Source organism: Glycomyces harbinensis (assembly GCF_900101745.1).
Lineage (GTDB): Bacteria > Actinomycetota > Actinomycetes > Mycobacteriales > Micromonosporaceae > Glycomyces > Glycomyces harbinensis.
Map to the genome: position 1 here is coordinate 219,980 of NZ_FNAD01000001.1, position 12,908 is coordinate 232,887.

The 12,908-nt window shown below is 70.9% G+C and carries 11 protein-coding genes; 5 read left to right on the top strand and 6 right to left on the bottom strand.

Annotated features, from left to right (window positions below):
- Nucleotides 1–55 precede the first annotated feature (55 nt).
- The 3 genes from BLQ63_RS00935 (at nt 56) to BLQ63_RS00945 (ending at nt 3,441) form a co-directional block, all read left to right on the top strand.
- On the top strand, nt 56–1,210 hold the full coding sequence (locus tag BLQ63_RS00935) for a nucleoside 2-deoxyribosyltransferase domain-containing protein (protein WP_091027270.1): 1,155 nt from the start codon (nt 56–58) through the stop codon (nt 1,208–1,210).
- 52 nt (nt 1,211–1,262) lie between these two features.
- Nucleotides 1,263–2,441, top strand: a complete 1,179-nt coding sequence (locus tag BLQ63_RS00940; protein WP_218124975.1) for a damage-control phosphatase ARMT1 family protein — start codon at nt 1,263–1,265, stop codon at nt 2,439–2,441.
- Nucleotides 2,442–2,514: 73 nt separating this feature from the next.
- Nucleotides 2,515–3,441 (top strand): alpha/beta hydrolase, encoded by a 927-nt coding sequence (locus BLQ63_RS00945; protein ID WP_218124976.1) that lies wholly within the window; start codon nt 2,515–2,517, stop codon nt 3,439–3,441.
- On the opposite strand, the gene BLQ63_RS00950 is transcribed toward BLQ63_RS00945, so the two are convergent.
- A complete protein-coding gene (locus BLQ63_RS00950; RefSeq protein ID WP_091027272.1) occupies nt 3,438–3,860 on the bottom strand; it encodes a Rid family hydrolase in 423 nt (140 codons plus the stop codon). The two genes, BLQ63_RS00945 and BLQ63_RS00950, sit on opposite strands and share 4 nt — an antisense overlap.
- Nucleotides 3,861–3,950: 90 nt before the next feature.
- Here BLQ63_RS00950 and BLQ63_RS00955 point away from each other — a divergent pair, with 90 nt between their 5' ends.
- Nucleotides 3,951–4,448 (top strand): MarR family winged helix-turn-helix transcriptional regulator, encoded by a 498-nt coding sequence (locus BLQ63_RS00955; RefSeq protein WP_091027273.1) that lies wholly within the window; start codon nt 3,951–3,953, stop codon nt 4,446–4,448.
- Nucleotides 4,449–4,770: 322 nt separating this feature from the next.
- On the top strand, nt 4,771–6,351 hold the full coding sequence (locus tag BLQ63_RS00960) for a serine/threonine-protein kinase (protein ID WP_091027274.1): 1,581 nt from the start codon (nt 4,771–4,773) through the stop codon (nt 6,349–6,351).
- 83 nt (nt 6,352–6,434) lie between these two features.
- Here BLQ63_RS00960 and BLQ63_RS00965 read toward each other — a convergent pair whose 3' ends face one another.
- The 5 genes from BLQ63_RS00965 to BLQ63_RS00985 all read right to left on the bottom strand — a co-directional run bounded on the left by BLQ63_RS00965 (nt 6,435) and on the right by BLQ63_RS00985 (nt 12,793).
- The gene (locus tag BLQ63_RS00965) at nt 6,435–8,246 is read right to left on the bottom strand and encodes a WD40 repeat domain-containing protein (protein ID WP_143014720.1); all 1,812 of its coding nucleotides are present in this window, start codon (nt 8,244–8,246) and stop codon (nt 6,435–6,437) included.
- Between the two features lie 159 nt (nt 8,247–8,405).
- Entirely contained in the window at nt 8,406–9,665 is a 1,260-nt protein-coding gene (locus tag BLQ63_RS00970) for a family 1 glycosylhydrolase (protein ID WP_091027276.1), read from the bottom strand.
- Complete coding sequence (locus BLQ63_RS00975) at nt 9,662–10,516, bottom strand: carbohydrate ABC transporter permease (RefSeq protein ID WP_091027277.1); 855 nt, start codon at nt 10,514–10,516, stop codon at nt 9,662–9,664. Before BLQ63_RS00975 ends, BLQ63_RS00970 begins: the two co-directional genes overlap by 4 nt.
- Nucleotides 10,513–11,463: a carbohydrate ABC transporter permease gene (locus BLQ63_RS00980; RefSeq protein WP_091027278.1), complete on the bottom strand. Its 951-nt coding sequence runs from the start codon at nt 11,461–11,463 to the stop codon at nt 10,513–10,515. Before BLQ63_RS00980 ends, BLQ63_RS00975 begins: the two co-directional genes overlap by 4 nt.
- A 76-nt stretch (nt 11,464–11,539) precedes the next feature.
- Nucleotides 11,540–12,793 carry an ABC transporter substrate-binding protein gene (locus BLQ63_RS00985; RefSeq protein ID WP_091027279.1) on the bottom strand — a complete coding sequence of 418 codons (1,254 nt, stop codon included), beginning with the start codon at nt 12,791–12,793 and terminating at the stop codon, nt 11,540–11,542.
- Nucleotides 12,794–12,908: the final 115 nt, after the last annotated feature.

Genomic DNA, 12,908 nt, shown 5'->3' on the forward strand with positions numbered 1-12,908 from the left:
TCCACTGCGGACCCCTACACTGCTGAGAGTGCCGCAAACCGATCGGAGCCGCCCCATGCCACAGGACGTCGTCGTCGTGCACGCGAACGAGACCCCGCCCGAGACCTGGTCGGGAGCGGTCTTCCTCGCCGGACCCCTGCCGCGCGCGGACAACGCCGTCTCCTGGCACCCCGAGGCGATCCGGCTCCTGCGCGAGCAGTGGCGCGGCGACGGCACCCTCGTGGTGTTCTCGCCCGAGCCGCGCGGCGGCCTCGAAGCCGACTACGACGGCCAGATCGCCTGGGAGGAGCGCAGCCTCCACCTCGCGGACGTGATCCTCTTCTGGGTGCCGCGCGACCTGGCGACGATGCCCGCGTTCACCACCAACATCGAATGGGGCATCTGGCACGCCACCGGCAAGGCCGTGCTCGGCGCGCCCGAGGACGCGCCCGGCAACGCCTACCTCTTCCGCCAGGCCGAGACCCGCGGCGTCCCCAGCGCCTTCACGCTCGACGGCGCGGTCGCCCACGCGCTCGACCGGATCGGCACCGGCGCGGTCCGCACCGGCGGCGAACGGGAGATCCCGATCTTCCTGTGGCGCAGCGACAGCCTCCAGACCTGGCTCGCCGCGCAGCAGCGCGCCGGGAACACCCTCCTGGCCGCGCGCGTCGTCTGGGCCTTCCGGGTCGGCCCCGCCAGGGCCGTCCACTACTGGGCGCTGCACGTCAGCGTCCACGTCGGCGCCGAAGACCGCGTCAAGGACAACGAGGTCGTCATCTCGCGCCCCGACACGGCCGTGGTCGTCCTCTACCGGCCCGCGCCCGACCCGGACGACACCGCCGTGGTCCTGGTGCGCGAGTTCCGCAGCCCCGCATCGACACCCGACGGCTTCGTGCACGAACCGCCCGGCGGCAGCGGCCCCGGGCCCGTCGACGCCGCACAGGCACTCGCCGAAGTCGAGGAGGAGACCGGCCTCGTGCTCACCGCCGACCGGCTCCGCCCCCTCGGCAGCCGCCAAGTCGCCGGCACGATCTCCGCCCACCACGCGCACCTGTTCGCCGCCGAGATCACCGAAGCCGAACTCGCCGCGCTCGCCGCCGCACCCGGGCCGCACGGCGTGGGCGGGGGAGAGGTGACCTGGATCGAGATCACGACGTTCGGCCAGATCCGCAAGAACCCCCTGGCCGACTGGGCCAGCCTCGGCATGATCTCCCAGGCGCTCACCGGCTGAACCCACGGCAATGCGATCATGCTGTCGTACCCGAGTGAACGGAGTGGCGACGGTGGACGACGCGAACGGCCTGCCCCCGCGGATCGGGATCGACCGCCCCGGCTCCTTCAGCCGATCGGTCTTCCATGAGCGCCACCCGGTCCTCATCGCGAACCTCCTCGAGGACTTCCCCTACCCGCCCCGCATCCGCGCCGAACTCGAGGAACTGCTCGCCGAATCCCTCGACGGCACCGTGCCCGCCGAGCCGCCGCCCGGCCCGGACACCGCCGCCTGGGCGGCCCAGCTCGCGCCGTACGCGGGCAAGCCTTGGAACGACCTGCCGTTCCTGTGGGCCGAGGCCTACTTCTACCGCCGCCTCCTCGACGCCGTCCAGTACTTCGACCTGTCCAGTCCCTGGCGCGGCGTCGACCCCTTCGCCCCGCAGAAGGGCCGCCAGCACGACGGCCCCGAGATGCTGCGCGACCTCGACGCCTACGCCGCGCTGGCCGAGACCGACCCCGCCGAGCGACGCCGATCGCTCCTGCACGCCGCGCTCTGGGGCAACCAGGCCGACCTGGGCTTCCGCACCAACAATCTCCAAGCGGGCCAAGGCGAGAGCGCCGGAGACGTCGTGGTCGACGACAGCGACGCCGTCGCCGAACTCCTCGACGCGCCCGGACACGCGCCCGTGATCGTGGTGGCCGACAACGCCGGACGCGAGATCACCGCCGATCTCGCCCTCATCGACAGCCTCCTGGAGACCGGGACGACCGCGGTCGAACTGCACCTCAAGGCCGACCCGTTCTTCGTCTCGGACGCGACCGGCCAGGACGTGCTCGCGACCCTCGACGCGCTCGACTCCATCCCCAACGAGCCCGCCGGCACGCTCGCGACCCGCCTGCGGGAGGCGATCGGCACCGGACGCCTCGAACTGCGCACCCACGGCTTCTACACGCTTCCTTCGACGTACCGCGAACTCCCGGCCGACCTCGCGACCGAATTCGCTGCGGCCAAACTCGTGATCCTCAAGGGCGACCTGAACTACCGGCGCCTCACCGGCGACCGCGAATGGGACCCCGCCACGCCCTTCGACACCGTCGCGTCCTATTTCCCCGGCCCGGTGGCCGCGCTGCGCACCGCCAAGTCCGACCTCGCCGTCGGCATCGACCCGGCCCGCCTCGCCGAACTCGACCAGGACACTCCGGACTGGCGCACCAGCGGCACGCACGCGATGATCCAGGTGCGCCGTTGATCCCAGGATCGGCAAGCGGCATCATTGCATCGTGAGGCCCGATCCGGGCCCGCACGCGAGAAGGAGGCGGCAGGTGCCGGTCGACGAGTACTTCACCGAGATGTTCCGCGGCATGGCGGCCGCCCGCGCCGCGGCACGCCCCGACGAGGACCCCGAGGCCCTGGTCGAGGCCTACCTCCAGGACTACCGCGCCGACACCGAGCGCTGGGACACCACCGGCGTCGCCGTCGAGGACACGCTGATCGAAGGCCCGCACGGCCCCGTCCCGATCCGCGTCTACCGCCCCGAGTCGCCGACCGGCGCCCTCCTGTGGGCCCACGGCGGCGGCTTCCGCCACGGCGACATCGACATGCCCGAGGGCCACATCGTCAGCATCGAACTCGCCCGCCGCGCCGCCGTCACCGTCGCCTCGGTCGACTACCGCCTCGCCGACGGGGAGGTCCGCTACCCCGTCCCGATCGACGACGTCCACGCCGCCTGGACCTGGCTCTGCTCGCAGGACCTGCCCGAAGGCGGCCCGGTCGCCATCGGCGGCGCCAGCGCCGGAGCCGCCCTCGCACTCTCGGCCTCCTTGCGCGCCAGGGACTCCGGGCCCCGTCTACCCGACGCGCTCCTGCTCGCCTACCCGTTCGCGCACTACCCGAACCCGGCCCTGAGCCCGGCGCTCAGCGTCGAGATGGCGCCCCTGCCGTTCCGCTTCGAGCCCGAGGGCGTCGAGGAGATGGTCCGCAACTACGTCGGCCGCATCAGCGACGTCCCCGCCGACGCCCTGCCGGGTGCGGCGCGCCTCGACGGACTGCCCCGCACCCTGATCCTCGCCGCCGAGTACGACGACCTGCGCGCCTCGGCCGAACTCCTCGAACGGCAGCTGCGCGAGGCCGGCGTCCCGGTCGAGGCGTATCTGGCCCTCGGCATGACGCACGGCCACCTCAACCACTCCCCGAACGTGCCCGAGGTGGGCCGGTCGCTCGACTTCTTCGCGAAGGGCCTGAACGGCTAAGCGCTCACGTGGGCGGTCGCGCGGATCTCGACGCGCATCCCCGGAGCCCCGAGCGCGGCGACGCCGATCTGCGTCCAGATCGGCGCGCGGTCGCCCATGCGTTTGCGGTACTGCTCGGACATGACCCGGGTCGGCTCGGCGCCGATCTCGTCCGGGGCGTCGGGCACGTGGAAGGAGTCCACGGCCACGACGTCCCGCCAGGTGGCGCCCACGGTGGCGAGCGCCCGCTCCACGTTGTCGAAGGCCTTGACGATCTCGTCCTCCAGTGAGGCGGGGAAGTTCGGGAAGTCCTCGTCGGACCAGCCGCCCTGCCCCGAGATCTCGACGCGGTCGCCGATGCGGACGGCCTGGTGGTAGTGCAGCCGCTCTTTCAACATCTCGCCGTACCCGGGGGTGACGGCGAACTGGGGGTCGCTCATGGCATTCCTTCCGATTGACTTCATGCTTGAAGTAAACGTAGCACGTTTAACTTCAAGCATGAAGTCATGCCGGTTGGGTACAGTGTCGCCATGACTGCCCGCCCGACCCCGGACACCGTCGGGGACCCGCCCGACGACCTGTGGCTGAACGCCGAAGAGAAGGAGGCGTGGACGGGACTGGTCTCCCTCGTCCTGCTCCTGCCCGGGCAGCTCGACGCGCCGCTCCAGCAGCACTCGGGCCTGAGCCTCTTCGAGTACCTGACCCTCAGCCACATCTCCGAGGCCCCGGACCGGCGCCTGCGCATGAGCGAACTGGCCTTCCTCGCCAACGGCTCCCTCTCGCGCCTGTCCAACGTCGTCAAGCGCTTCGAGCAGCGCGGCTGGGTCGAGCGCTCGCCCGACCCCGAGGACGGCCGGTACACCGTCGCGGCCCTCACCGACGCCGGCTACGACGTGGTCGTGGACGCCGCCCCCGTGCACGTCAGGGCCGTCAGGCAGCTCGTACTGGACCCGCTGACCGCCGAGGACCAGGAGGCGCTGGCCCGGATCGCCGCGAAACTCCGCGTCCGCCCCGCCGACCTCGCCTGACGCGGCGGTCCCGCCGGTGTCCTGCCGGTGTTCCGCCTTGCGCCCCGGGCCGCCTGCGCGCAGAATCATAGGTGCACGGGGCGGCTTTCGGTCATTTCCGCGAGTCCCGTCTCGATTTCTGGAGCCGAGGCCCTCGGCCGTCGGACGTTCGCAGCTCCCACTCGGACAACGACGGCCGGGGGCCTTATCGTTGCCCGGCGGTCGGAAGCGACCTTGGACTGATGACCGTTCAGTGATGGATTCGTGGCGACCGAGGTGAGATTCGAGCGGGTGGCCCGGATTCGCGCGCCTCCGGTTTTCTCGAGATCGAAGGAACGGATCAATGCTGACACTGACCGAAGACGACCCGCGCGCCGTCGGAGGGCACCGCCTGCTGGCCCGGCTCGGGCAGGCCGGTACGGGGCAGGTGTATCTCGCGGTCGACCCGGAGGGCCGGCCGATCGCCGTCAAGCGCCTCCCGCGCGACCTCGCGGCCGACCCCGCAAGCCGACAGCGGTTCGCGCTGGAGACGGCAGCGGCCCGGAGCGTCGTCGGCCCCCGCACCGTCCGAGTCGTGGACGCCGACATCGCCGCCGCCGAGCCGTGGTCGGCGACGGCGTTCGTACCGGGCCCGACACTGCTGCACGCGATCGAGGCGGCCGGGCCGCTCCCCGAGGACTTCGTGCGACGCATCGGTGCCGAACTCGCCTCCGCGCTCGGCGACGTCCACGCGGCCGAACTCGTCCACGGGGACGTTCAGCCCTCGAACGTGCTCCTGTCACCGGCCGGGGCCGTGCTGACGGGCACCGCCCGCACGCCGGACCTCTCCGCGACCGAGGCGTTCACGCGGGCCGGAGTCGGGCCGGCCTCGCCCGGATACATGTCGCCCGAGGAGGCCGAGTCCAGGGGGCTCACCGGGAGCTCAGACGTCTTCAGCCTCGGCTGCCTCCTGGCCGCGGCCGCCTCGGGTCGGCCGCCGTTCGCGGGCGCATCGATCCCGCAGCAGCTCTATGCGGTCGTGCACGGCGAACCGGACCTCGCCGCGGTTCCGGAGTCCCTGCGCGCACCGATCGCGGCCTGCCTCGCCAAACTCCCCGAGGACCGGCCCACCCCGGACGGCCTGCGCGCAATCCTGGAGCAGGGCGGTGCGGCGGACGCCGAGGTGCCGCCGATCGCGGCGACCTACGCGGCCAAGCAGGAGGCGGCGATCAACGCGCTCCAAGCCGCCGCGCTCGACCGTCCGGAGACGGCCGATCCCGCCCCCGCCTTTCGACCACAGGCGCCCGCCACCCGACGTCGGCGGACTCCCGCACTGATCGCCGCGGCCGCGATCAGCGCGCTCATCGCGGTGGTCGTGCTCAGCATCGTCTTCAGGCCCGGTACGGGCGAGCCCGAAGGCGTCATGGCCGCCGAGGACGCCGGATCGGCGCCGAGCGCGGCTCTCGAGGAGCCGACCGCGGAACCGGTGGTCCCGGCCGAGATCTGCCCGCTGGTCGATACCGACGCACTGCTGGCGATGAGCCCGCCGGGTACCACCGTCGGGTCGGTCGACGAACGCGACAACCCCGATTACGGGATCGAGACCTGCACGATCCACTTCTCCGTGGACGGCGAACTCAACTGGCTGGACATCTGGATCCAGCACCGCGGCGTCAACGACGACATTCAAGTGGCCTTGTGCGAACTCGGTGAATGCGGCTACTCCGGGCTGCAGCGACCCTTCGGGGAGTCCACGGAGCGCCCCTGGACCGAGGGCGCCTTGGCCGAAAGGGCCAACGGCGACTTGGTGATGGCCTGGTTCACCGACCACGTGGGCGTCACGGTGGGACCCTTCAACGCGATCGACGCCAGTTCGGAAGCCGAACGCGACTTCCTCTTCGACCTGGGCGTCGCCATCTACGACATCCTCTACGAGCAGGGCTGACCCGGCGACGCAAGGACTGCTCGCGAGAATCCCGGGCGGTCGCCGTCCGGCCCGCCCGGGATTCTCGAACGACCCTTCGGCGGTCAGTCCGTCCAGAGCGCGAGCCGGCCCCTCGCGATGAGGAGCGTTCCGTTGTCGACGAACCTCAAGAAGCGCGCGTAGGTGTTCTGCACGTTGAAGGAGGCGATCCGCTCGTACGCGGCGGTGTCCCACAGCGTCACGGCCCCACTGGCGTCGCTGGCGGCGAGGACGGAGCCGTCAGGGCTGAACGCCAACGACCAGACCTCGTCCGTGGGCTCGTTGAAGGCGTTGAGCTCGTTCAACTCGAAGGAGTCCAATCCGGTGCAGTCATACAGCATCACGACGCCGTCGCCGGTGTCGGTCACGGCCCCCGCGGCGAGCGTGCTCCCGTCGGCGCTGAAAGCGATGCACCGCAGCTCGCCGGAAACGTAGGTGCCCGCGACCGGTTCGAACGTGTCGGCGTTCGCGATCCCGATGAAGTCGCCGAAGGCCGCGCCCGCGGCGATGAACGCTCCGTCGGGGGTGTACGCGAGGTGCTCCATCGAGATCGCGGGACGCTCCTCCGATACCCAGATCCGACTGTCGAAGTCCGCGATCAACTCCAGTGTCGCGGCGTCCCAGATCCGCACCAGCCCTTCACCGTGGCCGCCGGTCGCGAACGCGGACCCGTCCGGACGGAAGGCGGCCCCTGCCACAGCGCCTTCCACGGCCCACTCGCCGGTCTTCGTGCCGTTGCCGGTGTCCCAGACCTCGATGAAGCCCTCATGGGTGTACTCACCACCGGTGCCGACCACGAGCAGCCCGCCGTCCGGGCTCAGCGCCAGCTCTGCGCCATAGGACGTCGGGAACGTCGCGATCTCCTTCCACGTCCCGAACTCCCGCAGCACGGTCTCGTTGCCCTGGCTCACGTCGACCAGCAGGGACCGGGTGTGGGCCAGCAGCTTCCCGTCATGGCTGACCGTCACGGCGAGCGCCGCCTCCGGTTCGATGACCTCCTCCAACGTCCACTTCCCGTCCGATCCGCCTCGGCGGGTCAACGCGTACGCACCGCCACCTGCGACCGCCGCGGCGCCGGCGGCGATGCCGCCGTAGAGAAGGCCGCGGCGCCGCACCGGCGCCGCGAGCGGACCCGGCCCGGCCTCTGCTCCAGCCACCGGCTGGAGCGGCCGCACGGCGTGCGGGCCGAGCAGGTCGACCGGCGCGGCGACGAAGACCGTGCGCCCCAGGGTGTCGACCGCGAGCTCGGCGCCGGTCTCGGCAGCGAGGTGGTCGTAGAGTTCACGGGCCGAGACGTAGCCGTCGCGGTCGCCGTCCGCGGCCCGGGTCCGGAGGCCCCGCACGATCGCCTCCGTGAGGACGGTGCGGGGGACCGGCGGCGATGCTCCAGTGCCGCCGACGTTCTCGGTGGGGACCGGTGCAGTGATGACGAACCGCCCGGGTCCGTCCAGCGCCGCCGAGAGGTCGACGCCGCCGCCTTCCCACAGGCAGTCGAGCGTGAGCACGATCCGCCGCGAAGGGCACCTGGTCATCCACTCGTCCAGCAGGTCGACGGCGATCGCGGTGGAACCCGGGTACCGGGACTGCGTGTCCCCCATGGCGAAGTGCCATCGGCCGCGCTCGTCGGACACGGCGCGACAAGCGAGATGGAGCCAGACCAGATCGTCCGGACCGGACTCGACGAAGAACGGCTCCAGAGCCCGAGCGGCCGCGCCGCGGGAGACATCGTTGAGGAACCCGGTCGTGAAGCCGCACCTGGACCGCGGGTCGCAGAGGACCCCGGCGAGCGCCTCGCCGTCAACGGTCGCGGAGGGAACCTCCCCCAGCCCCGGGTCGGTGTACTGCCGGTTCGCGATGACCAACGCTCGACTTGCCATGCTGCCAACTCCAGTTCGCTCGGACGGACCGGCTCATCCTCGGCAGAGGAGTCCCCGATCGGTCACGAAACGGTCATGGGGGACGAGCATTGCGAACTCGGCAGCGGTGGGACGGCCGGAACCCTTGAGCAGGGCGGCGAACGGCCTCGGGTCCGTCGCTCAGCGCCCGCCTGCGGCGTGGTGGCGGAAGCGGTCGGCCACCGCGGTCTCGACCCGGGCGAGGTCGCCGCCCCGCTCCTGGAGCTCCCACAGCCCCATCGTCAGCCGGTGCGCCTCGCGCTCGCGCTCCGAGTGCCGGTAGGTCCACTCGTACATGTCGAACAGCGGCCACCACGTGTACCCGACCACGTCCACACCGGACTCGCGCAGGTCCCGCACCGCCGCTACGGACTCGTCGAGCCAGTCGATGCGCGCCTTCACCGAGTCGGTGACGCACGTTTCGGTCAGCATCACCGGCGCCCCGTAGCGCTCCGCCGCCCCGCGCAGCAGCTCGACCAGCCCGGCGGTGCCGTCGTCGCGCGCCGGGCGCGGATCGGGGAACCCGCCGGAGTGGAACACCCCGGCCTCGAACACCTCGGTCGAGTGCAGCGGGTAGTAATTGACCCCGACCACGTCCGGGTGCACCGGGCCGGCCGCGAACCACGCCAGGTCCTCATCGGACCACCCGTGTGCGGTCAGGAACGGCGCCAGCGGATGCGATCCGCCGACGCGGCCGGTCACCAGGTCCTCCACGAGGTGGACCTGCTCCTTCAGTCGCGCCGCGTGCTCGCGGTGCTCGGGCGCCTCGACGTCGCCCACGTACCGCATCCCCGCGTCCACGTGCACGAAGACCGCCTTGTCGCCCAGGACGTCGCGCATGGCGCGCTGCGCCAGCACGAACCCGCGCCCGAGCTGCTTCACGATGGCGCTCAGGCCCTCCGGGCCCGACAGGTACGGCGGCCAGTACGCGTACTCGCCGGAGAACTGCGCGTGGATCATCGGCTCGTTCACCGGCGTGTAGTCGCCGAACCCCAAGTGGGCGTAGCGCTCGGCGACCCGCGCCGAGTACGCCGCGACCCGCTCGGGGTAGTCCGGGTTGGCGAACTGGCCCTCCAGCCACAACGGCGTCCCGTAGTGCATGAGGTCCACCACCGGCCGCAGGCCCAGCTCCGCGAAGCGGTCCATGACGCGGTCGAGCCAGCCCCAGTCCCAGCGTCCGGGCTCGGGCTGGATCCGGTACCAGGGCACGCCCCACCGCACCAGCTCGGCGCCCGCGTCGCTCGCCAGGCCGAGGTCGGCGTGCCACTTCGCGTAGTGCTCGGTGAGCTCGTACTCGTCGATCGGCCGCTGCCCGGGGCCGGCCTGGGGTACGAAGGTGTCCTCGACACCGACGGCGAAGTGCAGCGATCCGTCGCGGTGCCATTGCGGGGGAGCGGTCATTTGATTCCTGTCGTGGCGATGTTCTCGATGAAGCGGCGTTGTACGAAGAGGAACGCGACGACCAGCGGCACGATCGCGACGAGCGAGCCGGCCATCATCACGCCGTGCGGCACGATGCCGCTCGGCCCGGTCAGGAGCGTCAGGCCCGAGGTGATGGTGCCCATCTCGGCGTCGGTGGTGAACACGAGCGGCCACAGCAGGTCGTTCCAGTTGTTGACGAACGTGAACAGCCCCAGGGTCAGCAGCGCGGGCATCGCGTTCGGCAGCACGATGGAGCGGAAGACCCGGAACTCGCCCGCGCCGTCCATGCGCGCGGCCGCGTCGATGTCGCGGGGCAGCGCGAGGAAGAACTGGCGCAGGAAGAAGATCCCGAACGCGTCCGCGGCGCGCGGCGCGATGAGCCCGGTGTACGTGTTGACCCAGCCCAGGTCCGCCACCAGCTGGTAGAGCGGGATCAGGGTGGCCTGGAACGGGATCATCAGCGTCGCGATGATCGCGATCAGGAGCACCTTGCGACCGGCGAAGTCGATGCGCGCCAGGGCGTACGCCGCCAGCGAGTCGAAGACCAGCGCGAAGACGGTGACGCCGCCCGCGAACAGGAAGCTGTTCCCGATCAGCCGCAGGAACGGCAGCTCGGAGGTGACCTCCTGGAGGTTGTCCAGCGTCCACGTGTCCGGCATCAGGCTCGGCGGGAACGCGTTGACCTCCCCGGCGGGCTTGAACGCGGTGAACACGATGATCGCGATGGGCAGCAGCACGACCGCGCTCACACTGAGGAGCGCCAGTGTCGCGAGGACGGTGCTCGGGCGGAGTTCGCGCAGCCTCCTGCGCGTCGAGGCGAGGACGCTCATGCCATGTCCTTTTCTTTGCGGCCGAAGAACACGAACTGCACCAGGCTCAGGATCAGCGTCGCGACGAGCAGCACATAGGACAGCGCCGAGGCGAAGCCGATGTCGAGCTTCTTGAAGCCGGACTCGTAGATCTCCATGACCACGGTCTGCGTGTGGCCGTAGGGACCGCCGCCGGTCATGACGTAGATCTGGTCGAAGGCCTGGAGCGCGGCGATGGTCGCGAAGACGAGCACGAACGCCATCGTGTTGGACAGCAGCGGCAGCGTGACGTGCCGCAGGCGCGACCACGGCCCGGCCCCGTCGATCCGCGCGGCCTCGTACAGCGAGCTCGGGATGTCCTGGAGTCCGGCGAGGAAGATGACGAAGTAGAAGCCGAACAGCTTCCACACCGCCACGAGCGCGACCGCGGGCATGGCCAGGCCCGGGTCCTCCAGCACGTTCCCCATCTGGATCCCGGCGCCGCGCAGCCAGTAGTTCAGCAGGCCCACCTGCGGGTCGATCAGGTAGCTCCACGCGAACGCGGCCACGGCGAACGAGACCACGAACGGCACGAACAGCGCCGTGCGGAAGAACGACCGGAACGGCATGTGCGGGCTGTTGAGCAGCAGCGCCAATCCGAGCGCCGCGATCACGGCGGTCGGGGTGAACAGCAGCGTGTACAGCGCCGTGTTGGTCACCGCGCTGAGGATGTCGGGATCGGTGAAGACGGTGACGTAGTTCTCGAGCCCGACCCACTCCTCGCGGCCGAACCCGCTCGCGTCGGTGAACGACAACCGCAGCGCGGAGATCATCGGCCAGACCACGAACAGGCCCAGGATGATCAGCGCCGGGGCCAGGAACAGGAACGCCTTCACGCCCCGCCCCGTCGGGCTGCCGGTGGCGCGACGACGTCCGCCCAGCGGCGCCGGCGGGCGGTACCGGCGGACCGGCGGATGGTCAGCACTCATGGTTTCCTCTCAAAGTCCATGCGGCTCAAAGTCAAAGCGGCGGGGGACGCCCCCCGTGGGCGTCCCCGCCGCCGTGTCAGTCGTCCAGCGCGGCCTGGATCTCGGCCTGCGCCTCACCGAGGAGCGTGTCGACGTCCTCGCCCGCGACGGCCTTCTGCGTCAGCTCGTCGATCGCGCTGAGCACGTCGACGCTGTTGACCACTCCCGGCAGCAGGGGCCGGCCGGTCTCGGCGATCTCGGTCAGCGAGGCGACCACCGGGTTCTCGGCGACCGCTTCGGCCGGGACGTCGGTCCGCAGCGGCGGCCATCCGGAGCCGAGCGACCACTTGACCGAGTTCTCCTCGCTGAGGAAGAACGAGAGGAACTCCTCGGCCGCGGCCTGCTCGGCGCTGCTGGTGTCGACCGTGACCGCCATCGAGACGCCGATCGCCGAGGCGGCCTGCTCCGCGGGTCCGGCCGGGATCGGCGCGATCGCGTAGTCGATGCCGTTCTCTTCGGCGATCGAGGCCATCCAGGGACCGCCGACGGTCATGGCGGCCTTGCCGCCGCTGAACAGCTCGTCGGCGCCGATGCCGTCGACACCGGTGGGGGAGATCTGGTCGGCCGCGATCGCGTCGCTCCAGAACTCGAGCGTCTCGGCGTTCTCCGGCGAGTCGATCACGGCGTCCTCGCCGTCGACGATGTCACCGCCGTTGCCGTAGAACAGGGAGGGCCACAGTCCATTGGCGACCGTCGCGTGGTCGGGGAGCACGACGCCGTACTGCTCGGGCGTGCCGTCGCCGTCCTCGTCCACGGTGAGCTGCTTCGAGGCCGCGACCCACTCGTCCCAGGTCTGCGGGAAGGCGCTCACGCCGCCCGCCTCGAACAGCGCGGTGTTGTAGTAGACCGCCAGCGGCACGAAGCCGCTCGGGACGCCGAACTTCTCGCCCTCGACCTCTTCCATCGCGGCGGCGCCGGGAACCAGGTTCGCGGTGTTGCTCGCCTCGTCGGCGTAGAAGTCGTCGAGCGAGGCGAACGCGCCCTTCGCGGCGTACACCGGCAGGCGCTCGGCCGGCATGGCGACGAGGCCGGGGCCCTCGCCCGCCGAGAGCGCGGTGAGCAGCGTGTCGTCGATGCTGTCCCAGGTCTTCAGCTCGGTGTCGATGGTGATGTCGTCGTGCGAGGCGTTGAAGTCGTCGACGATCCCCTCGAGCACGTCGCCGTCGGCCTCGGAGTAGCCGTGCCAGAAGGTGAGCTCGACGGGGCCGCCGTCGTCGCCGCCGCTGGAGCAGCCCGCCGCCAAGAGCGCGAGCGTCGCTCCGACGCCCGTCAAGATCCGCAAGCGTGTCATGTCCGTATTCCCTCTCGATGCGAGACTGCGCTGTCCGCGCCTAGTGCAACGTTGTAGAACATGAGCCTTCTACAACGTTGTAATTTCTGGATCGTACGTCGCCCGTCACACCGCT